This is a genomic window from Variovorax sp. SRS16, from assembly GCF_901827165.1.
Taxonomy (GTDB): Bacteria; Pseudomonadota; Gammaproteobacteria; order Burkholderiales; family Burkholderiaceae_C; genus Variovorax.
Genome location: NZ_LR594669.1, coordinates 304,880 through 328,730, shown reverse-complemented (window position 1 = coordinate 328,730; position 23,851 = coordinate 304,880). Strand labels below are relative to the sequence as shown.

At 66.0% G+C, this 23,851-nt stretch carries 25 protein-coding genes; 16 read left to right on the top strand and 9 right to left on the bottom strand.

What is annotated here, in order from left to right; translation table 11 throughout:
* Nucleotides 1-67 precede the first annotated feature (67 nt).
* Genes E5P2_RS36505 through E5P2_RS36490 form a run of 4 tightly spaced genes read left to right on the top strand, consistent with a single transcriptional unit; the run spans nt 68 to nt 4,655 of the window.
* Entirely contained in the window at nt 68-799 is a 732-nt protein-coding gene (locus tag E5P2_RS36505) for a GntR family transcriptional regulator (protein WP_162571942.1), read from the top strand.
* A gap of 32 nt (nt 800-831) precedes the next feature.
* Complete coding sequence (locus tag E5P2_RS36500) at nt 832-1,815, top strand: Bug family tripartite tricarboxylate transporter substrate binding protein (protein WP_162571941.1); 984 nt, start codon at nt 832-834, stop codon at nt 1,813-1,815.
* On the top strand, nt 1,815-3,047 hold the full coding sequence (locus tag E5P2_RS36495; RefSeq protein ID WP_162571940.1) for a CaiB/BaiF CoA transferase family protein: 1,233 nt from the start codon (nt 1,815-1,817) through the stop codon (nt 3,045-3,047). Before E5P2_RS36500 ends, E5P2_RS36495 begins: the two co-directional genes overlap by 1 nt.
* A gap of 15 nt (nt 3,048-3,062) precedes the next feature.
* Nucleotides 3,063-4,655, top strand: coding sequence for an acyl-CoA carboxylase subunit beta (locus E5P2_RS36490; protein WP_162571939.1), 1,593 nt, complete (start codon nt 3,063-3,065; stop codon nt 4,653-4,655).
* Between the two features lie 59 nt (nt 4,656-4,714).
* On the opposite strand, the gene E5P2_RS36485 is transcribed toward E5P2_RS36490, so the two are convergent.
* The 4 genes from E5P2_RS36485 to E5P2_RS36470 all read right to left on the bottom strand — a co-directional run bounded on the left by E5P2_RS36485 (nt 4,715) and on the right by E5P2_RS36470 (nt 8,289).
* On the bottom strand, nt 4,715-5,746 hold the full coding sequence (locus E5P2_RS36485; RefSeq protein ID WP_232081058.1) for an Ldh family oxidoreductase: 1,032 nt from the start codon (nt 5,744-5,746) through the stop codon (nt 4,715-4,717).
* Between the two features lie 82 nt (nt 5,747-5,828).
* Entirely contained in the window at nt 5,829-6,806 is a 978-nt protein-coding gene (locus E5P2_RS36480) for a Bug family tripartite tricarboxylate transporter substrate binding protein (protein ID WP_162571937.1), read from the bottom strand.
* A 35-nt stretch (nt 6,807-6,841) separates the two neighbouring features.
* Nucleotides 6,842-8,002, bottom strand: coding sequence for a UxaA family hydrolase (locus E5P2_RS36475; protein WP_162571936.1), 1,161 nt, complete (start codon nt 8,000-8,002; stop codon nt 6,842-6,844).
* On the bottom strand, nt 7,999-8,289 hold the full coding sequence (locus E5P2_RS36470; RefSeq protein ID WP_162571935.1) for a UxaA family hydrolase: 291 nt from the start codon (nt 8,287-8,289) through the stop codon (nt 7,999-8,001). Before E5P2_RS36470 ends, E5P2_RS36475 begins: the two co-directional genes overlap by 4 nt.
* Before the next feature lie 146 nt (nt 8,290-8,435).
* On the opposite strand from E5P2_RS36470, the gene E5P2_RS36465 reads away from it, so the two are divergent.
* Nucleotides 8,436-9,476, top strand: a complete 1,041-nt coding sequence (locus E5P2_RS36465) for a hydroxyacid dehydrogenase (protein ID WP_162571934.1) — start codon at nt 8,436-8,438, stop codon at nt 9,474-9,476.
* Nucleotides 9,477-9,541: 65 nt separating this feature from the next.
* On the top strand, nt 9,542-10,267 hold the full coding sequence (locus E5P2_RS36460; RefSeq protein WP_162571933.1) for a GntR family transcriptional regulator: 726 nt from the start codon (nt 9,542-9,544) through the stop codon (nt 10,265-10,267).
* Nucleotides 10,268-10,383: 116 nt separating this feature from the next.
* Here the strand turns inward: E5P2_RS36460 and E5P2_RS36455 are convergent, their stop codons facing one another.
* Both E5P2_RS36455 and E5P2_RS36450 read right to left on the bottom strand, forming a co-directional pair.
* Complete coding sequence (locus E5P2_RS36455; protein ID WP_162571932.1) at nt 10,384-10,605, bottom strand: acetyl-CoA carboxylase biotin carboxyl carrier protein subunit; 222 nt, start codon at nt 10,603-10,605, stop codon at nt 10,384-10,386.
* A 17-nt stretch (nt 10,606-10,622) separates the two neighbouring features.
* The gene (locus E5P2_RS36450; protein ID WP_162571931.1) at nt 10,623-11,984 is read right to left on the bottom strand and encodes an acetyl-CoA carboxylase biotin carboxylase subunit; all 1,362 of its coding nucleotides are present in this window, start codon (nt 11,982-11,984) and stop codon (nt 10,623-10,625) included.
* A gap of 402 nt (nt 11,985-12,386) precedes the next feature.
* Here E5P2_RS36450 and E5P2_RS36445 point away from each other — a divergent pair, with 402 nt between their 5' ends.
* Nucleotides 12,387-13,337 (top strand): alpha/beta fold hydrolase, encoded by a 951-nt coding sequence (locus E5P2_RS36445; protein WP_162571930.1) that lies wholly within the window; start codon nt 12,387-12,389, stop codon nt 13,335-13,337.
* A 35-nt stretch (nt 13,338-13,372) separates the two neighbouring features.
* The gene (locus tag E5P2_RS36440) at nt 13,373-13,810 is read left to right on the top strand and encodes a hypothetical protein (RefSeq protein WP_162571929.1); all 438 of its coding nucleotides are present in this window, start codon (nt 13,373-13,375) and stop codon (nt 13,808-13,810) included.
* 19 nt (nt 13,811-13,829) lie between these two features.
* Here E5P2_RS36440 and E5P2_RS36435 read toward each other — a convergent pair whose 3' ends face one another.
* Entirely contained in the window at nt 13,830-14,423 is a 594-nt protein-coding gene (locus E5P2_RS36435) for a MarR family winged helix-turn-helix transcriptional regulator (protein ID WP_162571928.1), read from the bottom strand.
* 118 nt (nt 14,424-14,541) lie between these two features.
* Here E5P2_RS36435 and E5P2_RS36430 point away from each other — a divergent pair, with 118 nt between their 5' ends.
* The 8 genes from E5P2_RS36430 to E5P2_RS36395 are packed head-to-tail and all read left to right on the top strand — an operon-like array spanning nt 14,542 to nt 22,066.
* The gene (locus E5P2_RS36430; protein WP_162571927.1) at nt 14,542-15,567 is read left to right on the top strand and encodes an ABC transporter substrate-binding protein; all 1,026 of its coding nucleotides are present in this window, start codon (nt 14,542-14,544) and stop codon (nt 15,565-15,567) included.
* Nucleotides 15,568-15,569: 2 nt separating this feature from the next.
* Nucleotides 15,570-16,649, top strand: a complete 1,080-nt coding sequence (locus E5P2_RS36425) for an ABC transporter ATP-binding protein (protein ID WP_162571926.1) — start codon at nt 15,570-15,572, stop codon at nt 16,647-16,649.
* Nucleotides 16,646-17,497 carry an ABC transporter permease gene (locus tag E5P2_RS36420; protein WP_162571925.1) on the top strand — a complete coding sequence of 284 codons (852 nt, stop codon included), beginning with the start codon at nt 16,646-16,648 and terminating at the stop codon, nt 17,495-17,497. The genes E5P2_RS36425 and E5P2_RS36420 overlap by 4 nt, the downstream gene beginning before the upstream one ends.
* Nucleotides 17,494-18,288, top strand: coding sequence for an ABC transporter permease (locus E5P2_RS36415; RefSeq protein ID WP_162571924.1), 795 nt, complete (start codon nt 17,494-17,496; stop codon nt 18,286-18,288). Before E5P2_RS36420 ends, E5P2_RS36415 begins: the two co-directional genes overlap by 4 nt.
* A 17-nt stretch (nt 18,289-18,305) precedes the next feature.
* Nucleotides 18,306-19,136, top strand: a complete 831-nt coding sequence (locus E5P2_RS36410) for a polysaccharide deacetylase family protein (protein ID WP_162571923.1) — start codon at nt 18,306-18,308, stop codon at nt 19,134-19,136.
* Nucleotides 19,133-19,891: an SDR family NAD(P)-dependent oxidoreductase gene (locus tag E5P2_RS36405; protein WP_162571922.1), complete on the top strand. Its 759-nt coding sequence runs from the start codon at nt 19,133-19,135 to the stop codon at nt 19,889-19,891. Before E5P2_RS36410 ends, E5P2_RS36405 begins: the two co-directional genes overlap by 4 nt.
* Before the next feature lie 14 nt (nt 19,892-19,905).
* Complete coding sequence (locus E5P2_RS36400; RefSeq protein ID WP_162571921.1) at nt 19,906-20,658, top strand: SDR family NAD(P)-dependent oxidoreductase; 753 nt, start codon at nt 19,906-19,908, stop codon at nt 20,656-20,658.
* 31 nt (nt 20,659-20,689) lie between these two features.
* Nucleotides 20,690-22,066 carry an amidase gene (locus E5P2_RS36395; protein WP_162571920.1) on the top strand — a complete coding sequence of 459 codons (1,377 nt, stop codon included), beginning with the start codon at nt 20,690-20,692 and terminating at the stop codon, nt 22,064-22,066.
* 76 nt (nt 22,067-22,142) lie between these two features.
* On the opposite strand, the gene E5P2_RS36390 is transcribed toward E5P2_RS36395, so the two are convergent.
* Nucleotides 22,143-23,042: a hypothetical protein gene (locus E5P2_RS36390; RefSeq protein ID WP_232081057.1), complete on the bottom strand. Its 900-nt coding sequence runs from the start codon at nt 23,040-23,042 to the stop codon at nt 22,143-22,145.
* A 57-nt stretch (nt 23,043-23,099) separates the two neighbouring features.
* Nucleotides 23,100-23,810 (bottom strand): Crp/Fnr family transcriptional regulator, encoded by a 711-nt coding sequence (locus E5P2_RS36385; protein WP_162571919.1) that lies wholly within the window; start codon nt 23,808-23,810, stop codon nt 23,100-23,102.
* Nucleotides 23,811-23,851: the final 41 nt, after the last annotated feature.

Below are 23,851 nucleotides of genomic sequence, written 5' to 3'. Positions count from 1 at the left end.
AATGTTTACAAAATTGATTCCAAAAATGATGACGTGAAGATATCATCGCGCTCCAACGGAGATTCACATGTCCAGTTCGCGCACCCAGGGTTCCGCCGGTTCGTCCAAGTCAGGCATCAAGCTGGTCAGGCCGACCGTCAAACAGGCTGTCAAACCGGCCGTCGTGCGCGTCGACGTGGCACAGGAACTGCGACGCCGCATCGCCAACCACGACCTCCCGCCCGGCAGCAAGTTGAAAGAGGTGGATCTGTCGATCGAGTTCGGCGTCCCCAGGCCGCGCATTCGCGAAGCGCTGTCCACCCTCGAAGAGCGCGGCCTGGTGGAGCGGATTCCCAACAAGGGCGCCGTCGTGATGCGCCTGGATCTCGCGCAGGTGATGTCGATCTACGAGGCGCGCGAAGCCCTCGAAGGACTGTGCGTGCGGCTGGCGACCGAGCGCAGCCCGAAGGGCCACTGGGATGAACTCTGCGTGCTCTTCGGTGACCCGATGATCGGGTATCTGCGAGCGGGCGACTTCGATGCGTTCATGGCCGGGTACGAGATGTTCCGGGCCCGCGTGTTCGACGCTGCGAAGAGCGAGGTTGCGCAGGACATGCTCGACAGCATTCTCGAGCGCACCCAGATGATCATTCGCCGATCGATCATGCTTTCCGGGCGCGCCGAGCGCGGTCTGGAGCAACACCGCGCGGTGTTGCAGGCCATGCAGCGCGGCGATGCCGCCGAGGCCGAACGGCTGCGGAAACTGAGCCTGCGCGATGCGGCCGAGTGCATTCGCCAGTACCACAAGGTCGTCATCTGAGTCTGCACGGCTCAACTTGCAAAGGGACAACGATGAGTTCGAGAATCTATTCGGTGGTCAAGGCGTTCGGCGCCTTGCTGATGGCATCCGCCTTCTGTCTTGCGCACGCACAAGGCGCCTATCCATCCAAGCCGATCACCATGTATGTCGGTTTCGCCGCCGGGAGTGCCACCGATATCGTGGCGAGGGTCATTGCGCAGAAGCTTTCGGAGCGCCTCGGCCAGCCCATCGTTGTCCAGAACCTCACCGGCGCAGCATCGACCATCGCCACCGCCGCGGTCGCCCGGGCCGCTCCCGATGGCTACACGCTGATGACCGTCTCCGGTGCGCTGGCGATCGGCCCTGCCGTCTATCAAAACCTCAAATTCGACGTCGAGAAAGATCTCACGTCCGTCGGGCTCATCGGCTCGCTGCCCACGGTACTGCTGATCAACGAGTCGCTTCCGCCACGCTCGTTGAGCGAGTTCGTGGCGTACGCAAAGACGCGACCGGGTCAGTTGAACTTCGGCTCCTCGGGCAACGGCGGATCGACGCACTTGTCTGCCGAACTCTTCAGCCATGCAGTCGGCATCAAGATGACCCATGTGCCCTATCGCGGCAACTCCCCGGCCGCTGCGGCACTGATGGCTGGCGAGGTTCAGGTGCTCATGGACACCGTCCTGCTGGCGTCGCAGTCGGTGAAGACCAACCGGGTGCGCGCGCTGGCCGTGACGGGAAAGACCCGATCGCCCGTGCTCCCCGACGTGCCCACCTTCGCCGAGGCCGGCCTGCCGAACTTCGATGCATCGATCTTCTTCGGCCTCATGGGTCCCGCACAGCTGCCGAAGGACGTTGTGGACAAGCTCAACAAGGAACTGAACGAGGTGCTCAAGGACGCGAGCGTGCGAACGAGCCTGGCCACCAACGGTGGGCTGCAGCTTTCGGGTGGAACGCCCGATCAGATGGCGCAGCTGGTGCATGACGAAGTGGCGAAGTGGAAAAAAGTGGCCCAGCAGGCCGGAATCAAGGCCGAGTGATGACGAGTTCCTCAGAGCGAGCCAAGAGCGGCGGCCGCGGCCCCCTGAGCAGCTATCGGGTCCTGGAGCTCGGCTCCACCGTCGCGGGTCCTTTCTGCGGACGCCTCTTCGCTGATTTCGGAGCTGAAGTCATCAAGGTCGAGATGCCCGAGGGCGATCCGGTCCGGACGATGGGCAGCGTCGAAGGCTCGGCGTCGCTGTACGCCGCCAGCATCTTTCGCAACAAGTCCTTGATCGCCGTCGACATGCGCACGGCACACGGCCAGGACATCGTTCGACGGCTGGCCGAGAAGTGCGACGTCGTGATCGAGAACTTCAGGCCTGGCACCCTGGAAAAATGGGCCCTTGGCTACGAGGATCTCCGTGCCGTCAATCCGGGCATCGTGATGGTCCGGATCAGCGGCTTCGGCCAGACCGGCCCCTACAGCGCCCGTCCGGGCTATGGCGTCATCGGCGAAGCCATGAGTGGTCTGCGCAATCTGACCGGCGACCCCGACCGACCGCCGGCGCGCATGAACACATCGCTGGGCGACTATGTCACCGGCCTCTACGCGGCATTCGGTGCCATGGTCGCGCTGGATGCGCGCGGGAGGTCGGGCAAGGGTCAGGTCGTCGACGCCGCCTTGTACGAGTGCGCATTCAGCTTCATGGAGCCGCATGTGCCGGCCTACAACCGGCTCGGCGTCATCGCGCAGCGAACGGGATCCGAGCTGCCCGGCTCGGTGCCGAACAATCTCTACACCTCGAAGGAGGGACGGCACATCCATATCACCGCCATGGCTGACTCGGTCTTCAAGCGGCTGTGCAATGCGATGGGTCGACCGGAACTCGCAGCCGAGGGCATGTACAAGGCGGCCAAGGCCCGTGTCCTCGATGCTGCCGAAGTGGACCGGCACATACAGACCTGGGTCGGCGCCCACGCGCTGGAGGAGGTCGAAGCCGCGCTGGTGGAGGCCGACGTGCCGGCAACCCGCATCTTCACCATCGCCGATGTCTTCGCGGACCCGCACTTTCGCGCGCGCGAGATGCTCGCCTCGGTGCCATCGAGCGAACTTCGGGCCAATGTCACCGTTGCCAACGTCGTACCGAAGCTGAGCGACACGCCCGGGAATATCCGGCACGCGGGTCATCGCGTCGGCGAGGACACCAGGCAAGTGCTCGCGCAGTGGCTGGACCTTCACGACGACGAAATCGACAACCTGATCCGCGACTGCGCGGTGATGGCGGCGTAGCTTTTTGGAATTCACATGTCTCATCAGAACGAAATCACCGGCACCCTGGATTGGAGTCAGGAACTCCAGGAACTCGCGCAGCGCGCGGCCTATGCCACGCAGATGGGCGGCGCTGCCGCGGTCGAGCGTCACCACGCAGCCGGGCGCCTGACGGTCCGGGAGCGGATCGGCAATCTGACGGATGCGGATTCGTTCCAGGAAGTCGGCAAGCTGACCGGCCAGGGCCATTACGAGCACGGCGTTCTCACCGGCGTGACGCCCGCGCCCTATGTGATGGGCCTGGCGGCGATCGATGGTCGCTCGGTCGCGGTCGGCGGCGAGGACTTCACGATCCGCGGCGGCTCCAGCTGGAGCGGTGACCGGAAGAAGGGCGGGCAGGGCGGCTTCGTCGAAGAACTGGCGCTTCAATACCGGATTCCGCTGGTCAACCTGATCGACGGCGCCGGCGGCAGCGTCACCTCGCAGAAGAAGCGCGGCCATACGGTGTTCCCCGGCGTGTACGGGTTCGAAACCTCCGTCGCATTGATGGGGACCGTGCCGGTCGTCAGTGCCGTTCTGGGTACCGCAGCAGGCGGCCCTGCCGGGCGCGCGATCCTGTCGCACTGGTCGGTCATGGTGCAGAACACGAGCCACATCTTTGCGGCCGGCCCGCCGGTCGTCGAACGATCGCTCGGCCAGAAGATCACCAAGGAAGAACTGGGTGGGCCCAAGACGGCCGTCGATCAGGCCGGACTGGTCGACAACGTCGCCACCGACGAAGCGCAGTGCTTCGAGATGATCCGGCGCTATCTCTCCTACATGCCGTCCAACGTATGGGAGTTGCCGCCGGTGCTCGCCGGCACGGATCCGATCGGCCGGCGAGAGGAAGAGCTCGCGTCCATCGTGCCGAGGGATCGGCGCAAGCCCTACAACATGCGCAAGCTGATCGGACTGATCGTCGACACGGGTTCCGTGTTCGAGATCCAGCCGTCGTTCGGCAAGGCGGTCATCACCTCGCTCGCGCGCCTCAACGGCAAGGTGGTCGGCATCATCGCGAACAATCCGATGGTCTATGGCGGCGCCATGGACATGAAAGCTGCACGCAAGCAGACCCATTTCATCGAGCTTTGCGACACCTTCCACATTCCGCTCATCTTCCTCGTCGATGTCCCCGGCTTCATGGTCGGCAAGGACGCGGAGATGGCCGGCACGCTGAGGGAAGGCATGCGCAGCGTCTATGTCAGCCTGCAGGCGACCGTGCCGATGGTGACCGTCGTCATCCGCAAGTGCTATGGCATGGCGGGCATGGCCACCACCGACAAGAACGGCATCGGGCTCAAGCTCGCGTGGCCATCCGCGGAGTGGGGCTCCTTGCCGATCGAAGGCGGCGTGGCGGCGGCATTCCGGCGTGAGATCGCCGAGGCGGCCGACCCGAAGATGAGGGAGCGCGAACTCGAGCACGAATTGCGCGCGCTGTCCTCGCCGATGCGCACCGCCGAGGCTTTCGGTGTGGAGGACGTCATCGATCCGCGGGACACCCGCGGCTACCTGTGCCGGTTCATCGATGCCGCGCAGTTGCGGCTGAAGACGAGCCTCGGACCCAAGCTGAGGGGCGGTGTGCGTCCCTGATTCGTCCGAGCACATGGCGTGATGACGCGGCCGGTCGACGGGTCTTGATGGCCGGTGTCTTACGCTCTCCGCGGCGCCACGAAAGGAAGCTCGAATCGTTGCGCCAGCGCCGTCAGGTCGTCCTGCACGGGTGCCGACAGCGCGATGCCGTGTTTGCGCGCTTGTTCTTCGAGCGTGGCGCCGCGCTGCCCAGGCAGCCGCGCGGCGCCGCGCGTACTCGACCCGATGAAGTAGCCGGTCCAGTCCGACATGCTCTCGTCGAATGCAGCACGGCTCCCGAAGGCATCCGGGTCGACGAACCAGAAGAACGCGCCGACCCGGCTGGTGCCGCCGCCCTCGCGCAACGACGGCGCGGCGCGTGCGTTCGACGCGTCGGTGGCCGACAGCGATGCAGCGAGCACCTGGACCATCATCGCGAGGCCCAGGCCCTTCGCGTCGCCGGCCGGCAGCAAGGCGCCGTGCAGCGCCCGACTCGCGTCGGTGGTGGAGGCGCCCTCGTCATCGACAGCCCATCCCGGCGGGATCGACCGGCCTTCGCGTGCGGCGAGCAGGATGTGTCCCCGCGCGGCCTTGCTGCATGCCATATCGAAAACGAGCGGCGGTGCGTCGGGCAGCGGGCAGCCGAATGCCAACGGGTTGTTGCCGATGGCGCGGCGCTCGAAACCCTCGAGCGCAAGCAGCCTGGGCGTCTGTTGCCCGGCCATGCAGAACAGGCCTGACTCCGCTGCCGCAAGGACGTGGACGCCGAGCGCACCGAGGTGGCCGACGTCGCGCGCAACGACCAGCACACTCGCGCTGTCGCGCAGCGCATGGCGGGCCGCACGCAGGATATCCCGCGCCGCTACCGCGCCCATGGCGCCGTCGGCATCGAAGACCACACCGCCGCGCAGCACCGTGTGGTGCATGGCGGGCACAGGGTTGAAAAGTCCTTCGTCGAGCATGTCGACGTACGACTTGACGCGTGAGAGCCCGTGCGTCTTCCATCCACGCGCTTCGCTTCGAACCAGCGAAGCGGCGACGCAGCGCGCATCGTCGGAAGGCATGTCCTTGCGCTGCAGGATCGAGGCGACGAATTCCTCGAGCGCGGCCATGGCGAAATAGCCTTCGCTAGAGCATCCAGGGTTCATCGCGTCCTCCGATATCGGGATCGACCCGCAAAGCCGTCGCGCCCGCTCAATCCATCCGGATGTTGGCGATGCGCGCCACCTCGGCCCACTTGGCCGTGTCATTGCGCACGAAATCGGTGGTTGCGCGCGGTGAACTCGGGTCGGCGATGGCGCCGCGATCGACGATGCGCTTCTGCATCTCGGGCGCCTTGAGCACGGCCTGCACATCGGCGCTGATCTTCTCGACCAGACTTGCCGGCGCACCGGCCGGCATGAAGAGACCTGCCCAGCCGATACCCGAGAAACCCGGATAGCCCAGTTCGGCAATGGTCGGCACGTCGGGCAACTGCGGCACGCGCTGCGGTGTCGTGACGGCCAGCGGACGAATCTTGCCCGAGACGACGTGTGGCAGCGACGAAGCCAGGCCGTCGAGCATGATCTTGATCTGGCCACCGAGCAGATCCGTCATCGCCGGTCCGCTTCCGCGATAGGGCACGTGCACCATGTTGATGTTGGCGACATGGCAGAAGAGCTCGGCCGTCATGTGCTGCGAAGTGCCGGTGCCCGCGGACGCGTAGCTCAATTGGCCGGGCGACTTCCTGGCGGCTGCGACCAGCTCGCCCAGGCTCGAGATGCCGCTGTCCGGATTGACCACCAGAATCAGCGGTGCCACGTAAAGACCTGTGATCGCCGTGAAATCCTTCAAGGGCTCATAGGGCATCTTGGAATAGATGTTCGGATTCACGGTCATGGCCTGGCTGCCGCCGACCAGCAGCGTGTAGCCGTCGGGCGGGGCAAGCTTGACCGACATCACACCGGGCACACCGCCGCCGCCGCCCTTGTTGTCGACGACCACGCCGTGGGTCCAATTCCGCGAGAGGCTCTCGGCGACGATGCGTCCGAAGATGTCGGCGCCCTGGCCCGGCGGATAGGGCACCACGAGCCTGATGGGCCGGGAAGGAAAGACGTCCTGCGCGAACGCCGCGCGAGTAAGGATCGTGGAGAACGCGCCCAGCGCGGCGATGGAGTGGCGACGATTGATCATGAACCGACTTCCTGGTGTGGATTGCAAAAGTCCGGCTACATCGATATGCCGAAGCGGCTGATGGCTGACTCACGCGTATCGAGCAGTTCCGAAGTCGTCATCTCGCCATTCGCGACCGAGATCGCGTAGTCGAGCAAGCGGGTGCCGATGTCCTTGATCGATTCATTGCGCTCCAGCACGCCTGATACATCGAAGTCGATGTTGTCCGGCATGGCCGCGAGCGTGTTGCGATTGCCGCTGACCTTGATGACGGTCGTCACCTGGTGACCGATCGGATTGCCGACGCCGGTCGAAAACAGGCACAACTGGCATCCTCCCGATGCGAGCCCGGTGATCGATTCGACCGCCGGCGCCGGACCTGCCATGAAATGCAGGCCGGTCTGCGTCGGCATCTGGCCGTAATTCAGCACGTCCATGACCTGGGATTTGCCCGATTTCGCGATGGCGCCGAGCGCCTTCTCTTCGATTGTGGTCAGGCCGCCACGTATGTTGTCGGGCGATGGGTTCGATCCGCGCAGGTCGATGCCCAGCGCCATGATGTCCTTCTCGTGGCCCTGGATGGTGTCGAGGATCTTCTGCCTGACCTCGGGCGTTGCGGCGCGCTCGGCAAACAAGGCCTCGGCACCGAAGAACTCGGACGTTTCCGTGATCGTCGCGGTGCCGCCCGCCATGATGATCGCGTCGGCCACCACGCCGATCGCGGGATTCGACGCCAGGCCCGAGGTCGTGTCCGAGCCGCCGCATTCGAGTCCGATGTGAAGACGCGACAGCGGAAACTCCTGGCGCCGCTGCTTCGATGCCTCGCGCGCCAGATGCAGCGCCGCCTGCGTGCCCGCGGCGATCGAATGGATCGTCCCGCCGGCGAGCTGCATGTCGACCGAGACGACGGGCTTGCCCGAGGGCTTGAGGAGTTCTACCAGCTCCGTCGTGGTGCGCGGCTCGAGGCCGATCACGACGACGCCTGCGATGTTCGGATTGCGGCAAAGTCCCGCCGTGACGTGCAGCGTGATCTCGCGATCCTTGCCGAGCTGCCCGCGGATAAAGGAACCCGGAAGGTAGACGGTGCCCTGCACCGCCTGCGCAACGGCACGCGTTACCGGATTGCAGTTGTCCATGACCGAGATCACCGCGATCAGGTTGCGAATCCCCACCGAGCCGTCGGGCCGTGCGTAGCCCCAGAACGTGTTGCGACTCATGCTGCCTCCTTGTCGCCGCGGCCGCGCAGCGCCTCGACGTTGTGCAGGTGCACGTGCTGACCCGTCCGGATGGATTGCGTCGCGCGCCCGATGACGATGCCGTACTTGAGAATCGGATCGCCTTTGCCGATATCGCGCGTGGCGACCTTGTGTCCGTAGTCGACAGGCACCAGAAGCCGAACGGTTCCTTTGCCTTCTCCACTCAATGCGACCTCATCGCCTTCGCTGCCCGGGTCGACGAGCGTCGCGACGTTGTCGTCGGGATTCAAGATGATGGCTCTGGCCATGATGTCTCCTTCCATGTGTTCACTTCGAAGCGCTTCACTGCTACATAGCAGTTGAGATAGTATAGGTACGGATGGCAGCGGATGTACAGCCCCTGCATCACGAAATCGAGACCGCCCGATATCGGCACAACCAAAGAGCATTCACCATGGACCCATCCACGCAGCGCAGGAAAGACATCGATACCCGACGCAAGACTGTCGCCCTGATCGGCGAGATCTACCATTCCACGGCGCTTGACCTGCTGCGCGAACACGTCGATGTCGTGGCGCTCGACAACCCGAGTCCGTCTGAAATCGCCGAGGCGCTCATGAATGCTCAGGGTGCAATCGTCCGATACCCGTTTCCGGTCAATGACCTCGTGCTGGCCCAGGCGTCTCGTCTCGTCGTGGTCGCGTCCTCCGGCCGGGGGACTGACTCGATCGACATCGATGCGTGCACGCGCCATGGCGTGGCGGTGGTCAACAATCCCGGGCTCGGAACTCTCCCTGTCTCCGAACATGCGATGGGCGCGATGCTCGCGCTGGCGCGACGGCTGTTCGAATGCGCGCGCGCCGTGCGCGAACCGCAAGCCTGGCCACGGCGAACGCAGCTCGACATCATGGATCTGCACGGCCGAACGCTGGGCATCGTCGGGTTGGGACTCATCGGATCGGAAATGGCACGCAAGTGCAGGGCGGCGTTCGACATGAACGTCATTGCCTATGATCCGCATGTCTCGCCGCAGCTTGCTGAACATCTTGGCGTCACGCTGCTGCCCGATCTCCACGAGTTGCTCCGCCGATCCGACGTCGTGTCGCTTCATTGCGAGCTCACTGCGCAGTCGCGCGGAATGATCGGCGAAGCCGAACTGCGCCAGATGCAAGCGCGTGCGTTTCTCGTCAATACCTCGCGCGGCAAGGTCGTGCAGCAGGCGGCTCTCGCGCGCGCGCTCCAGGAGGGGTGGATCGCAGGCGCAGCACTCGACGTCTATGAAGACGAGCCGCTGTCTTCGACAACACCGCTTTTCGCCTTGCCGAATCTTCTGCTGTCGCCGCACATCGCAGGACTCTCGGGCGACGCGCTGTATCAGCTCGCGCATTCGGCTGTGCGGCAAGTGCTCGATGCGCTTTCTGCAAGGCGGCCTGCGCACCTGGTGAACCCGAACGTCTGGGACGAAGCCCGAACCAGGCTCGAACCGATTCGCTGACCGACAAGAGCCAGGCCGGCGTGGTGGCGAGGGTCTTATAGTCGGGGCCACCCTTCGATTCCGACATGGCAGATTCCCCCCCCGTCATCTCCAAAGCCCGCGCCATCGTAGACATCATCATTTCGGACATCGCTGCCGGAAGGCTCAAGAGCGGCGACCGCCTTCCCTCGGAGAGGGCGCTCGCTTCGAAATACGACATCAGTCTTGGCACGGTCCAGCGCGCGATGCAGGTGCTTGCACAGCGCGGTGCGATCACGCGAGAGCATGGGCGCGGCAGCTTCGTGCGCGGCCTCGGCGCGTCGATCGACACCCGCTATCTGCGTTTTCGCGACGCCAAGGATCGCAATCTTCCGCTGTACTGGCATCTGATCGACTGGCACGTTGGCACGGCCGCCGACGGCGTGGCGCAGTTCTTCGGTGCCGCGTGCGCCATCGTCTGCATCGAGCGCTGGGTCGATGTGGACGGCCGCTTCGCGCTGCTCAGCAAGCTCTTTCTTCGCCGCAAGGACTTCGATGCCCTCTTTCGCGATGACGAGCCGCGCGACGACACCAATCTGCGCGAGCTGATTTCGCAGCGCCTTTCCCTGCCAACCATGCGCATCGAGCAGCGCATGGCGTTCGAGCCGCTCGACGCCGACGTTGGCCGATTCATCGGCAGCCGGGCGGGCGCCAAGGGATTCATGCTCGAACTGCGAGGTTACACAGTGCGCGATCGGCCCTTGTCGCTGCAACGTATCTACGGCGCATTGTTCTCGGAGCTCACTCTGGTGGTCGACGTGAAGGTGATCTAAAGGGGGCTCGAAGTGCGCGCAGTGCCGAGTGCGGCCGACGCCTGGACGCGGTGCGCCGCTGGGTGAAGCGACGTCAAGGAGAGGGTGGCAACGGCGTTCATGTCGGCGCCGGCAACTCAGCCCTCGATCACCGCGACGACCTGCCCATCCTCGACGGAGTCACCTTCCTCGACTCGAATTTCGACGACCCGGCCTGCGGCAGTGCTGACGACGGGGATTTCCATCTTCATGGATTCCACGATCAGGATCGAGTCATCGACTGCGACTTGAGATCCTTCGGGCATCTGGATCTTCCAGACCTTGCCGGTGATTTCCGATACGACTTCGGTGCGTGCCATGTGTTGTTTCCTTGGAGTTAAGCAGATTTCTGGGCCGCGCGGGCCAGGATGTCGGTGCCGAGTCCGGTATGGACATGGCCGGCACGGAATTCCTCGCTGTCGACGACCTTGCGCACGAACGGAATGTTGTGCTTGACCCCTTCGATGGTCGTGGCGTCGAGCGCGCCGATCAGGCGCTCGATGGCCGAGGCGCGGTCGTCGGCATGCACGATCAGCTTGGCGATCATGGGGTCGTAGTAAGGCGTCACCTTGCAGCCCTCGGCGAAGCCGGTCTCGACACGGATGCCTTCGCCGGCCGGAAACCGAAGGGTCTTGAGCGTGCCGGGCGAGGGGAAGAAGCGCACCGGGTCTTCGGCGTAGATGCGGGCTTCGATCGCATGGCCGCTGGTCGCGACGACAGGTGGCAGCACCTCATCGAGCCCTTCCCCTGCGGCCAGGCGAACCTGTGCAACCACCAGATCGATGCCCGTGATTTCTTCGGTGACCGCGTGTTCGACCTGCAGGCGTGTGTTCATCTCTAGAAACTGGAAATCGGCGCCTCCGCCGAACAGCGTTTCCACCGTGCCGATCACGTCGTAGCGCAGCTTGCGCAGCACCTCGACGATGTCGTCGCCGGCACGGGTTGCTGCCGGGCGCGGAAGCAGCGGTGCGGGCGATTCCTCGATGACCTTCTGATGGCGCCGCTGGATCGAGCAGTCGCGCTCGAACAGATGCCGCACATTGCCATGGCGGTCCGCCAGGATCTGGAATTCGATGTGGCGCGGCTGGAGCATCAGGCGCTCGAGGTAGATCTCCGCATTGCCGAAGCTGCGCTCCGAGAGTGACCCGGCCCGCTCGATGGCCTGTGCCAGTTCGGCCGCGTCATGGGCTGCCACCATGCCGATGCCACCGCCACCCGCCGCGGGTTTCACGAGCACCGGGAATCCGATGGCTTCGGCTGCTTTCAGCGCGGCGGCCGGGTCGCCGTTCAGCAGGCCGGAACTCGGCGCCATCGTCAGCCCGTGCCGGGCCATCAGATCGCGCGCGCGGGTCTTGTGCCCCATGGCTTCGATCCATTCCGGGCTCGGACCGATGAAGCGCGCGTCGCTGGCATTGACGCGCCGTGCGAAGCCGGCGTTCTCCGACAGGAAGCCATAGCCGGGATGCAGGCCATCCGCACCGGATTTCTTCAGCACGTCGAGCAGCGCATCCTGGTTCAGGTAGCTGGCCTTGGGCTCGGCCGGCCCGATGCAGAAGGTCTCGTCCGCTTCGGCCAGATAGGGCAGGCCCGCGTCGGCTTCCGAATAGACGGCGACCGATCGGATGCCGAGCTTCTTCAATGCGCGAATCACACGTGCCGCGACGGCTCCGCGGTTGGCGATGACGACCTTGTTGAACATGCGCTCCTCTGTGCGTGGTGCTTGGGTGGATGGCCGATGCCCTGTCGCGTGATGCCGTGGCAGATGGCTCCGGGAATTCTCATCGGGCTCGAATGATAACTTCGTTACTTCATTTATGTAGTCATTATTGTAAACAAAGATGATATCAATTTTTGGCATGCTCATTCTCCGGGGGAAGGCCGCGCTCGCGCACCGGCACCGCTTGCGGCTGCATCGTCTCGTGCGTTCGAAATGAGATGAGGCGCCGGTGTCCTCGGGCCGGCGGACGGCAAAACGGGCAAAGCCGCTATCCTTGAGGCATGAATTCTTCGAAGCAGCAGCCAACATGCAAGGGGCTCGCATGAGCGCCGCCCGGCCGCCCGAAGGCGCTCGCACCGCAGCCCGCAGGGCGGAGGTTGCCTTGTGAGCGCCGGCGAACGATTGCCCGGGACGCCGCAGCCCATGCACTACTGGACCGGCATGCAAGGCGTTCGCCTCGCCGGCGATTCGTGGGGCGATCCCTCGGGGCCGCTGGTGGTGCTCCAGCATGGCGGCGGCCAGACTCGCCACGCATGGAAGCGCACGGGCGAAGTCCTGGGCGCCGCCGGCTATCGCGCAGTCGCCTTCGACGCCCGTGGCCATGGCGACTCCGACTGGGCGGCCGACGGCGCCTACGGCCAGGACGTGATGGTGCAGGACCTGCAATGCGTGCTGGCCCAACTGGGCAACCAGCGCCCCGTACTGGTCGGCGCTTCCATGGGCGGAGGCACCAGCCTGGTCGCGGCCGGCGAGCATTTCGTCGATGCCAGGGCGCTGGTGCTGGTCGACATCGCGCCGCGCATCGAGGCGGCGGGCGTCCAGAACATCAACGCCTTCATGTCGCGCAATCCCGAGGGCTTCGACTCGCTGGAGCAGGTGGCGGATGCCATCGCCAGCTACCAGCCTCATCGCGAGCGCCCCACGCACCTTCAGGGCCTGGCCAAGAACGTGCGGCTCGGCGCCGACGGCAAATACCACTGGCATTGGGATCCGCGGTTCAGGCAGGGGCATCGCGACCTGAAGCTCAGGCAGACCCGGCTGGAGGCCTGTGCGCGTGCGCTCAAGGTGCCCTCGCTGCTGGTGCGCGGCGGCCAGTCCGACGTGTTGACGGACCAGGGCGTGCGCGAATTCCTGGAGATGGCGCCGGACAGCGAGTTCGTCAATGTCGGCTCCGCCGGCCACATGGTCGCGGGCGACCGGAACGATGCTTTCGGCAAGGCGGTCGTCGAATTCCTGACCCGCGTGGTGCCGGCCGCGGGCGCGAACCTCCAACCGCTGCAGCGCATGGAACTGATCGGCCGCCTCGATGCGACCGGCCTGAACGACGTGCCGTAGCGCCCGCCGCGCCGTTTGCATCCAAGGAGAACGCCATGCCGCACGACGACCCGAAGACACCGTCCCAGCTCGCGCAGGAAGCGCAAAGAACCCGCCGCGAAACCCTCGAGGCGCTGCAGGGCTATGCCCAGGAAAGCAAGCGGATCGGCCAGGACACGTTGCGCTCGCTCGGTGCCAACGCCGAGGACGCGCAGGCGACGGCGGCCGAGGCGCTCGACACGGTCAGAGGCCTCTCGAGCGATGCGAAGGACATCGGCAAGGATGCCGCCGCGATCGGCAAGACCTATGCGAGGAATGCGGTGAACGCGGCCGGCGGAAAGATCAGGAGCTTCAGGGAGCGCGTGGACGACGCCAAGGCCGACTGCGCCCGCTACATCGCCGACGAGCCGGTGCGCGCCGCGCTCTGTGCGGCCGCCGCGGGCGCGGCACTCACCGCATTGCTGATCACGGCACTGCGCAGCGGCCGGCGATAGGCCTGGGCGCCGCGCGGATTCACCCCGGCGCGGGCCCGAGTTCGGGCGCGTTGCCGACCATCATCACGCTCAGCAGCCGGGCCAGGGCCGCGCGTTCCTGCGGCTCGAACATGCGCAGCAGGTGAAGCTCGGCGGCGGCGTGGCGGGGCATCGCCTCGTCGGCCAGCCGCTGACCCCTGGCGGTCAGCCTGACCAGGACGCCGCGTCCGTCCCTCGGATCCGTGGATCGCCGCACGAGGCCATCGCGCTCCAGCCGCTTGAGCAGGTTCGACAGGCCGCCGGAGGTGAACAGCAAGGTGGCCTGCAGACGCGACGGCGTCAGGCGATAGGGCGGTCCCGACACGCGCAGTGTCGCCAGCACCGCGTATTCCTGGTACTTCAATCCGAAGGGCTGCAAAACGGCGTTGAGCGACCGAAGCACGACCTCTTCCAGGCGGATCAGGCGGCCCACCACGGCCTTGCCGCTGCTGTCGAGGTCCGGCCGTTCGCTGGCCCAGAGCGCAATGCCGCGACCCACCAGATCGTTCTTCTCGTGTTCCATCCGCAGACCTTTCTCGGGCCGTCGCGGCGCCGATCCCGGATGCGGCGCGGCGTAACAACCCAGCGCGATCATAAATGTCTTGCACTTATCTTTTGCGAAAGATAAAGTTTGTCCCGCCGACCCGATTCCGGGCCGGCGCGTTCACATCGAAGCGGCCTGCGCTTCGACGGCGTCTTCACCAGGAGCTTCCATGAACCACGGGTTTTCACGTACGCTGGCCTTCGGGCTCGTCACCGCCTTTCTTTGCTGCGCAGCCCAGGCCGAGGATCTGGTGGTGGGCATCTTCGGCGGCTCCTTCGCCGACAACTCCAAGATCTGCCACATCGCTCCCTTCGAGAAGAAGACGGGCGCCAAGGTCACGTTGAAGCTCGGCAATTCGTCGCAGTTCGCGGCGGCCGTGCGCGCGACGGGCGGCAAGTCGGACTTCGACGTGGTCTACATCGACAACTCGCTGGCCGCGCAGCTCAAGAACGAAAAGCTGCTGGAGACCCTCGACAAGTCCAAGCTGAGCAATGCGCCCGACATCTCGCCCAAGGCCTTCGACAAGGACAACCAGTACGTGGCCTTCGAGACCAGCGCCACGCTGATCGTCTACGACCCGACGCAGATCAAGACGCCGCCCACGTCCTGGAACGACCTGTACAAGCCCGAGTACGCCGGCAAGCTCGCGATCGGCGACATCAGCGGCACCTCGGGCGCGCAGCTGCTGATTGCGCTCAACCGCATGAAGGGCGGCACGCTCACCAACATGGACCCGGGCTTCGAAGCGATCAAGCCGCTCGCCAAGGCCTCGGTCACGCTCTATACCCAGGCCGATCAGCTGGTGTCGATGTTCGAGCGCAAGGAAATCGCGATCGCCGTCTGGTATCCCGATCGCGCCGGCGCGGCCATGGACAAGGGCCTGCCGCTCGCGGTCGCCTATCCGAAGGAGGGCGCGGTCGGCATTCTTCCGGCGCTGGTGATCCCGAAGGGCGCGAAGTCGCCGGAGCTGGCGTTGAAGTACATCGACGAGGTGTTGTCGCGCGACGGCCAGGCCTGCTTCGCCGAGAAGAGCTATGCCGGCCCGGTCAACACCAAGGCGACGGTGTCGGACAAGGCGGCCAAGATCGTTCCCTACCGCGAGACCTTCGACAAGCTCTACCTGCCCGAACCGGAAGCGGTTGCCAAGGGCCTGCCGGAATGGTCCAAGCGCTGGCAGCGCGAAGTGGCGCGCTGAACATGCCATCTCTCACGCTGGACCGGCTTGAAAAACGATACGGCGAACAGCTGGCCGTCGCGTCTGTCTCGCTCTCGGTGCAGGACGGCGAATTCATCTCGCTGCTCGGGCCCTCGGGCTGTGGCAAGACGACGGTGCTGCGCATGGTGGCAGGGCTGATCCAGCCCACCAGCGGCCGCATCCTCATCGACGGCCAGGACGTGACGGCGCTGCCGACCAACAAGCGTCGCATCGGGCTGGTGTTCCAGTCGTATGCGCTGTTCCCGCACATGAGCGTGTTCGAGAACGTGGCCTTCGGCCTGCGCCGTCAGGGCGTCGACGGCAGCGACCTGAAGCGGCGCGTCGAAGAGGCGCTCGCGAGCGTGCGGCTGGTGGGCTATGGCGCACGCCTGCCGCGCCAGCTCTCGGGCGGGCAGCAGCAGCGCGTCGCGGTCGCGCGCTCGATCGCGCCGCGGCCCAGCATCCTGCTGTTCGACGAGCCGCTGTCCAACCTCGATGCCTCGCTGCGCGACGAGATGCAGATCGAGCTCAAGCGGCTGCAGAAGGAAGTCGGCATCACCACGCTCTTCGTCACACACGACCAGGGCGAAGCGATGTCGATGTCGGACCGCGTCTGCGTGCTGGCGCATGGCGTGGTGCAGCAGTTCGCCAAGCCCGAGGAGATCTACCACCGTCCGGCCACCGGCTTCGTCGCCAGCTTCATCGGGCGGCCGAACCGGCTGTCGGGTTCCCTCAAGCGGGTCGGCGCCGCGGGCGCGATGGTGGAACTGGCGGACGGCATCCGGCTGCCGACCGCCTTGTCCGATGGCATGGCCGACGGCGCTGCGGTGGACGTCGTGGTGCGCCAGGAGGACATCCGCTTCGCCGGCACCGGCGAGCCCGCGGCGCTCGAGGGAAGGGTCGCGCTGCGTTCCTTCGTCGGCGCGCGCGTGCAGTACGTGGTGTCGCTCGGCACCGTCGAGCTGATCGCCGAGGCGCCATCCAGCGGCATCCATGCCGCGCTCGATGTCGGCATGCCGGTGCGCCTCGCGGTCGATCCGATGCACGTGTACGTGAACGAGAAGCGCGCGGAGGCCGCATGAACCGGGCCAGACTTCCGGGCCTGCTGCTCGCGTCTCCCTTGCTCGTGCTGCTGCTGCTCGTCTTCGTCGCGCCGGTGCTCTTGATGCTGCCGCTGAGCCTGCACGACTACCTGCCGGGCACCGGCATCTCCGCGACGTGGACGCTGTCCAACTACACCAGCATCGTCACCGACAGCTATTACCGCGAGGTGGTGGTGCGCACGCTGGTGCTGGGCTTCGGCGTCACCGCCATCTGCCTCGTGCTCGGCTATCCGCTGGCCTATTACATCGCGAACGCGGGGCCGAGGATGCGGCTCACGCTGACGATGCTGGTCATCTTTCCGATGCTGCTGAACCTGGTGGTGCGCTCCTTCGGCTGGATCGCGCTGCTGGCCAACCGCGGGCTCATCAACAACCTGCTGGTCGACGTCGGCCTGATCGAGCGGCCGATCAAGATGATGTTCAACCTGTTCGGCTTGCTGGTCGGCATGTCGCACATCTTCCTGCCCTTCATGGTGCTGATGCTGGTGCCGGCGATCCAGGCGATCTCGAAGGATGTCCAGGCCGCGGCCTACACGCTCGCGGCCAGCCGGGCGCGCGTGTTCTGGTCGGTGACGCTGCCGATGACCGCGTCCGGCATCCTGGCCGGCTCGATCCTCGTCTTCGTGCTGACCATCAGTGCGCTGGTCACGCCGCGCATGCTCGGCGGCCCGACCTACAAGGTGATGGCGACCATGGTCTACGACGACTTCCTGCAGACGCTCGACTGGCCCAGCGGCGCGGCGATGTCCTTCGCGCTGACCGCGATGACCCTGCTGGTGATCGGCCTGTCGAGCCGTGTGCTCAAGCGCTGGGGAGGCACGGCATGAAAACGAGCGAGCGCGGCCCGGGACGCGTCCTCGCGACGGCGGCCTTCGGCGTGATCTTCTTTCTTCAACTGCCGGTGCTGGTCGTCATGCTGGCGGCCTTCAGCAAGACGGCGTACCTGACGATTCCGCCGCAGGGACTCACGCTGCACTGGTTCGACGTGGTGCTGCGCGACTCGGAATACCTCAGCGCGACCTGGACCAGTCTCTGGCTCGCCTGCGCGGCGACGGCAGCGGCGCTGGTGCTGGGCCTGGCGGCGGCCTATGCGCTGCATCGCAAGATGGTTCCGGCCGCAGCAGCGCTCACGTCCGTGATGATGGCGCCGCTGATTCTGCCCTCCGTCGTGCTGGGCGTGGCGCTGCTGCAGTACTACACGCTGACCGGCATGCGCGGCAACTCGATCGGGCTCTGGCTCGCGCACGTCGTCATCGCCGTGCCCTACGTGGTGCGTGCCTGCCTGTCGAGCCTTGCCTCGGTCGACGATGCGCTCGAGGATGCAGCCCAGGTGCTGGGCGCCGACGGCTTCACGAGCTTTCGGCTGGTCACCTTGCCGCTGGTCAAGTCGGGGCTGGTGGCGGGCGGGCTGTTCGCCTTCATCACCTCGCTGGACAACGTGCCGGTCTCGATCTTTCTCTTGTCCGCGAGCCAGACCACGCTGCCGGTCAAGATCTTCACCTCGGTCGAGCAGGGCGTGGATCCCAGTGTCGCGGCCGTCTCGACCCTTCTCATCGTCTTCACCGGCATCGTGCTGCTTCTGGCGGAACGCTGGACCGGCTTTCACAAACACGTCTGAATTCGAAGGAGTCTTCCATGTCCGTGACCAGCAAAGGCTTTCCCCTGATGCTGACCTTCGATCTCGATGCCGAGACGATGTGGACCGGGCGCGATCCCGCCAATGCCCAACGGCCGATCCTGATGTCGCAGGGCGCGTACGGCTGGAAGGTCGGCATGCCGCGCGTGATGGCGCTGCTCGATCGCTACGGCATCAAGGCGACCTTCTTCATCCCCGGCGAAGTCGCCGAGCGCCAGCCCGCGCTGGTGCGCGAGGTCGTCGAGCGCGGGCACGAGGTCGCCCATCACAGCTACAGCCATCGCTGGATCGTCAACCTGTCGCCCGACGAAGAGCGCGAGGAGATGCGCAAGGGCATGGAGATCCTCACCGCATTGACCGGCAGCCGCCCGCGCGGCTGGCGCTCGCCCGCGGCGGAGTTCAGCGCCATCACGCTCGACCTGATCAAGGAGTACGGCTTCGACTACTCCTCGAACTTCTTCGACGACGATTCGCCGTACCTGCTGGAGATCGGCGGCCAGCGCACCGACATCGTCGAGCTGCCGTTCCGCTGGGTGCTCGACGATGCGCCCTTCTTCCAGTACTCGATCGTGCTGCCGGGCCGCACGCTGCAGGCGCCGTCGGCGGTGCTCGAAGCGTGGAAGAGCGAGTTCGACGTGCTCTATGCGGAGGACCGGATGATGATGGTCGGCATGCATCCCGAGATCATCGGCCAGCCGTCGCGCATCAAGGTGCTGGAAGGGCTGATCGAGCATGCGCTGTCGCACCGGAATGTGTGGATCGATCGCTGCGACCGTATCTCCGACGACATGCGGCCGCGGCTGAAGGCCGCCGCGAAAGGGGCGGCATGAGCCTCGCGCATCAAGGGCAGCGCTTTCTGGTCAGCGGCGGCGCCAGCGGCATCGGCTTGGCCGTGGCGCGCCTCGCATTGGCACGCGGCGCGCGCGTCTGCCTGCTCGATCGCGACCGCGCCACGCTCGAAGCGGTCTGCGGCGAACTCGGCGATGGCGCGTTCGCAGCCGTCTGCGACGTCGCCGATCCCTTGGCGGTCGGCGCGGCCGTCGCACAGGCGGCCGAGCAGCTCGGTGGCATCGACGCGCTGGTCAATTCCGCCGGCATCGATTCGCGCATGCCGCTGGAACAGCTGTCCGATGCCGAATGGGCGCGCACGCTCGCGGTCAACCTGACCGGCCCGATGCTGCTGTGCCGCGCCGCGCTGCCGCACCTGCGCGGCGCGGGTGGCGGCACCATCGTCAACGTGTCCTCGGGTGCCGGCCTGAGCCCGTTGCTGCATCGCACGGCCTACTGCGCGAGCAAGGCCGGCGTCATCATGTTCGGCAAGGCGCTGGCGATCGAGGTCGCACCCGACAACATCCGCGTCAATGCGGTGTGCCCGGGCGCGGTCGACACGCCGCTGTTCCGCACCAGCTACGAACAGAGCGCCGATCCCGAGCGCGATCTGGAACTCATCCGCCAGCGCTACGCCTTGCATCGCATCGCGCAGCCGGAGGAACTGGCCGAAGCGATCCTCTATCTCAGCGGACCGGGCTCGAGCTACATCACCGGTACCGCGCTGGCCGTCGACGGCGGCCGCACCTTCCATTGATCGAGAGGATGCAGATGAAATTCGACCATCGCATCGCCGTGGTCACCGGTGGCGGCCAGGGCATCGGCGCCGCGGCGGCCCTGCGCTTTCTGGACGAAGGCGCGCGGGTCGCAGTGCTGGACCTGGACTGCGCGCCGCTGATCGAACAGCTCGCCGCCGTGCCCGATGCGGCGGCACGCTGTCTCTGTGTCGCCGGTGACTGCACCGATGCGGCCATCGTCTGCGCTTTCTTCGACCGCGTCGAAGCCGAGCTCGGGCCGGTGGACCTGCTGTTCAACAACGTCGGGCAGAGCGCGCGCGAACGCTCCGGTCCCTTCATTGCCTCGGAAGAGGCCACCTGGCGCTTCGTGCTCGAGGTTTCGCTGCTGACGACGATGCGGGCTTCGCGCCGCGTCGCGCCCGGCATGCGCGAGCGCAGCTTCGGCCGCATCGTCAACATGAGCTCGGATGCCGCGCTGGTCGGCGACAGCGGCCTGGCCGACTACGCCACTGCCAAGATGGGTGTGATCGGCTTCACGCGCGCACTGGCGCGCGAACTGGCGCCGCACGGCGTGACCGTCAATGCCGTGTGCCCGGGCGCGATTCGCACGCGCGCCCACGACAAGCTCAAGCCCGAGGTCCTCGCGCGCATCGTCGCCGACACGCCGGCCGGCTTCATCGGCGCACCCGAGGACATCGCGGCGGCGGTGAGTTTTCTGGCGGGCGACGACGCGCGCTTCATCACCGGGCAGACCTTGCTGATCGACGGCGGTCGCTGGATGGTCTGAACGAACGACTGGCCGGACCTGGAGGAATCGAATGGATGTCATGAACCACAGCGCGCGCGAACTCGCGTCGCTGATCCGGCGCAGGGAGATCTCGCCGGTGGAAGCCGTGCAGGGCGCGCTCGACCGCATCGAGGCGCGGCGCGAGCTCAATGCCTTCATCACCGTCACCGCCGACCAGGCGCTGGCCGCGGCGCGGGTTGCCGAGGCGGCCGTGATGGCCGGCGCCGAACTGCCGCCGCTGCATGGCGTGCCCTATTCGGTCAAGGACCTGACGGCCACGGCCGGCGTGCGCACCACCATGGGCTCGGCGATCTACGAGAACTTCGTGCCGAAGGAAGATGCCATCGCCGTCGCGCGCGCCAAGGCGGCCGGCGCGATCCTGATCGGCAAGACCACCACGCCCGAGTTCGGCCACAAGCCGGTGGCAGTGGCGCCGATCTTCGGTCGCACGCTGCATCCGATCGATCCGCGCTTCACGCCGGGCGCGTCGAGCAGCGGTGCCGCGGTGGCGGTGGCGGCGGGCATGGGTCCGCTGGCGCTCGGCACCGACGGCGGCGGATCGATCCGCATCCCGTCCTCGTGCTGCGGCATCGTCGGGCTGAAGCCGACGCTGGGCATGGTGCCGCATCTGCAGGCGCCCGACCTGTTCTCCGTCAATTCCTTCGTCGGCCCGATGGCGCGCGACGTGGCCGACACGGCGCTGCTGTTCGATGCGATCCGCGGCTTCGACCGGCGCGATCCCTATGGGCTGGGCGCCGAAGCGCAGGGCCGGCCGGTGCCGTTGTCGCTCGCCGGATTGAAGGTCGCGTGGCTGCCCAGTGCCGGCAACCCGGTCGACCCGGAAGTGCTCGCTGCCACCCGCGCCGCGGTGCGCGCGATGGAAGGCGAGGGCGCGATCGTCGAAGAGATCCGGCTCGACTTCGTCTCGCTCGAACGGCACTTCCTCGTGCTGCTGCAGTCGCTGCTGGCCGCGCGCATCGGCGACAACCTCGAGCGCTTCGGCCAGCGCATCGATCCGACGCTGGTCGAAGCCGTGCTGAAGGGCCGCCAGCACAGCGCCATCGCATTGCACGAAGCCGGCTTCGCGAAGACGCGCTGCTTTGCCGAACTGCAGGCGCTGTTCGAGCACCATGACGTGCTGGTGTCGCCGACGGTGTCTGCGCCGCCGCTCTCGATCGATGTCGATGTGAGCGGCGAGATCGAGATCGCCGGCGTGCCGGCGGGCACTGTGCGCGGCGCGTGGTATCCCTACACCTACCCGATGAACCTCACGGGACATCCGGCGCTGTCGATGCCGTGCGGCAAGAGTTCGCTCGGGCTTCCGATCGGGCTGCAGCTCGCGGGGCGCTGGTACGACGACCGCTACCTGCTGGGCATCGCCGCATTGCTGGAAGCCCGGATCGGCTGACCCTCGCCACCTCGAAGAACCGCCGCGCCAGCGCCGAAGCCGGTGCGAGGCGCGATGATCCACCGCTCCACGATGGCTACCTCTGCGACTGTTCGGTCAAGGGCATTGCCAGGCGCTTGTATTCGCTGCGCTTCATGGCGAGATAGTCGTCCCGGTCCAATTCATGCAGTTGCCGGGCATAGCGCTCCGTGCTGTCGAACCACGTCGCGAGTCGCTGTGCGAGTTGTTTGGGGGCGTCCATGTAGGCATCGATGGCGAGGTAGTAGCGCATGGTGTTGCGCTCCACCACGCCGCGCACGCCGCCCACGTAGTCGGGCTGCCCCGCAGAATCCTTGCCCGTTGCGGTGAATCCCACCTTGTCGGCGCCGATGGTGGCGAGATAGCCTTGCATCGCGATGCGCGCTGCGACCCCGTAGGCATAGGCATAGCCGAGATGAATGAAGGTGTTGCCGTTGCCGAGCGGCGTCGCCTCGAGTTCGATGCGGTAGTCGCGGGTCGACAGCGGCCCCTTGTCGGCTTTCAGTCGCACGCTCAGGTAGTCGGCGGCGACGGTCGGCGTCTGCCAGACGAAATCGACGCGCTGCGCATCCGAAAGCGGCTGGTCGAACTTGCGGCCGATCGAGACGGCGAGCGTCCTGACATCGCCTGTCTCGCGCACCGCACAGTACTTGGTGTTGAGGTGCAGCATCAGCACATCGCACCAGACGCCGGGCTGGCTCAGCGAACTGCTCACCTGATCGAAGGGATGACTCAATACCGCGAAGATATCGCCGCTCAACTGACCGGAGGCTTCCGTCGATTCGAGCACCAGCGGCCGCCCGAAGGCGTTGCGATCGAGCTGCGTCTGCACGGCGTCGTATTTGGCCTGCAAGGCAGCGGCACTGCCCAGTTGGGCCTGTGCCTGGGCGATCACCGGCAGGCCCAGGACCAGGAACCAGCCCCACAGCACCCATCGGCGAAGTGTCGCGTGTTTCATGATGAGGCGGATTTTCATGCTGCGTCGGCCGCTTGGCTAGGCCTGTTCACACATAAATCACCCCTGCGCCGCGCCGGCGACTTGCATGGCGGCCGCGAGTCGCTCTTCCAGTCGTTGTCGGTCAGCCCAGAGCCGTCCGGCCACCAGGGTCACGACCTCGAATCCGAAGGCCGGGTTCTGGAAATAGAGCGTCTTGAAAGTCATCTCGTCCATCTGCAGCACGGTGCAGTTCGTCACGCAGCGGGCGGTCAGGCTGCGGCACTTGGTGGGCGCAAAGAACGCGATCTCGCCGAACAGCCGGCCGGGCGCCATCGTTTCCCCGATTTCCACGAACTCGATGCGTCCGTCGACGAGGAAATACAGATGCGTGGCTGCATCGCCCTTGCGGAAAAGCACGGCATCCTTCTTCAGCCGCCGCCGGCGCATGTAAGGGCGCAGCCAGACGCCGGACAGGTCATTCGACGCCGCGGCTTCCTGTACGCGGCGCGTCAGGCGCGCCATTTCGGCCGCGCGGAAGATGTTGATGGGCAGCAGCGCGCCGTGCAACACCACCATGATCAGCGACGGATGCAGCGCGCCATAGATCAGAAAGCCCAGGTTGCCGCCGACCGCGAGGCAGCGCAGCGGAATCATGGTCTTCACGAAGGAGCTCACGATCACCAGCATGCCGGCGACGCCCGCAGAGCAGAGCGCGATGATGCCGGAGGGCGTGGCCACGGCCGAGCTCAAGGCGGCAACGGCGGCGTCGAACAATGCGAGCGTTGACATGGGCGTCCTCTCCAACCGGTCCTGGTCGGGCAATGATGGAC

Coding starts and splice junctions, on each gene's coding strand:
- E5P2_RS36505 (WP_162571942.1), top strand. CDS start 68: ATGTCCAGTTCGCGCACCCAGGGTTCCGCCGGTTCGTCCAAGTCAGGC.
- E5P2_RS36500 (WP_162571941.1), top strand. CDS start 832: ATGAGTTCGAGAATCTATTCGGTGGTCAAGGCGTTCGGCGCCTTGCTG.
- E5P2_RS36495 (WP_162571940.1), top strand. CDS start 1,815: ATGACGAGTTCCTCAGAGCGAGCCAAGAGCGGCGGCCGCGGCCCCCTG.
- E5P2_RS36490 (WP_162571939.1), top strand. CDS start 3,063: ATGTCTCATCAGAACGAAATCACCGGCACCCTGGATTGGAGTCAGGAA.
- E5P2_RS36485 (WP_232081058.1), bottom strand. CDS start 5,746: ATGGCCGCGCTCGAGGAATTCGTCGCCTCGATCCTGCAGCGCAAGGAC.
- E5P2_RS36480 (WP_162571937.1), bottom strand. CDS start 6,806: ATGATCAATCGTCGCCACTCCATCGCCGCGCTGGGCGCGTTCTCCACG.
- E5P2_RS36475 (WP_162571936.1), bottom strand. CDS start 8,002: ATGAGTCGCAACACGTTCTGGGGCTACGCACGGCCCGACGGCTCGGTG.
- E5P2_RS36470 (WP_162571935.1), bottom strand. CDS start 8,289: ATGGCCAGAGCCATCATCTTGAATCCCGACGACAACGTCGCGACGCTC.
- E5P2_RS36465 (WP_162571934.1), top strand. CDS start 8,436: ATGGACCCATCCACGCAGCGCAGGAAAGACATCGATACCCGACGCAAG.
- E5P2_RS36460 (WP_162571933.1), top strand. CDS start 9,542: ATGGCAGATTCCCCCCCCGTCATCTCCAAAGCCCGCGCCATCGTAGAC.
- E5P2_RS36455 (WP_162571932.1), bottom strand. CDS start 10,605: ATGGCACGCACCGAAGTCGTATCGGAAATCACCGGCAAGGTCTGGAAG.
- E5P2_RS36450 (WP_162571931.1), bottom strand. CDS start 11,984: ATGTTCAACAAGGTCGTCATCGCCAACCGCGGAGCCGTCGCGGCACGT.
- E5P2_RS36440 (WP_162571929.1), top strand. CDS start 13,373: ATGCCGCACGACGACCCGAAGACACCGTCCCAGCTCGCGCAGGAAGCG.
- E5P2_RS36435 (WP_162571928.1), bottom strand. CDS start 14,423: ATGATCGCGCTGGGTTGTTACGCCGCGCCGCATCCGGGATCGGCGCCG.
- E5P2_RS36430 (WP_162571927.1), top strand. CDS start 14,542: ATGAACCACGGGTTTTCACGTACGCTGGCCTTCGGGCTCGTCACCGCC.
- E5P2_RS36425 (WP_162571926.1), top strand. CDS start 15,570: ATGCCATCTCTCACGCTGGACCGGCTTGAAAAACGATACGGCGAACAG.
- E5P2_RS36420 (WP_162571925.1), top strand. CDS start 16,646: ATGAACCGGGCCAGACTTCCGGGCCTGCTGCTCGCGTCTCCCTTGCTC.
- E5P2_RS36415 (WP_162571924.1), top strand. CDS start 17,494: ATGAAAACGAGCGAGCGCGGCCCGGGACGCGTCCTCGCGACGGCGGCC.
- E5P2_RS36410 (WP_162571923.1), top strand. CDS start 18,306: ATGTCCGTGACCAGCAAAGGCTTTCCCCTGATGCTGACCTTCGATCTC.
- E5P2_RS36405 (WP_162571922.1), top strand. CDS start 19,133: ATGAGCCTCGCGCATCAAGGGCAGCGCTTTCTGGTCAGCGGCGGCGCC.
- E5P2_RS36400 (WP_162571921.1), top strand. CDS start 19,906: ATGAAATTCGACCATCGCATCGCCGTGGTCACCGGTGGCGGCCAGGGC.
- E5P2_RS36395 (WP_162571920.1), top strand. CDS start 20,690: ATGGATGTCATGAACCACAGCGCGCGCGAACTCGCGTCGCTGATCCGG.
- E5P2_RS36390 (WP_232081057.1), bottom strand. CDS start 23,042: ATGAAACACGCGACACTTCGCCGATGGGTGCTGTGGGGCTGGTTCCTG.
- E5P2_RS36385 (WP_162571919.1), bottom strand. CDS start 23,810: ATGTCAACGCTCGCATTGTTCGACGCCGCCGTTGCCGCCTTGAGCTCG.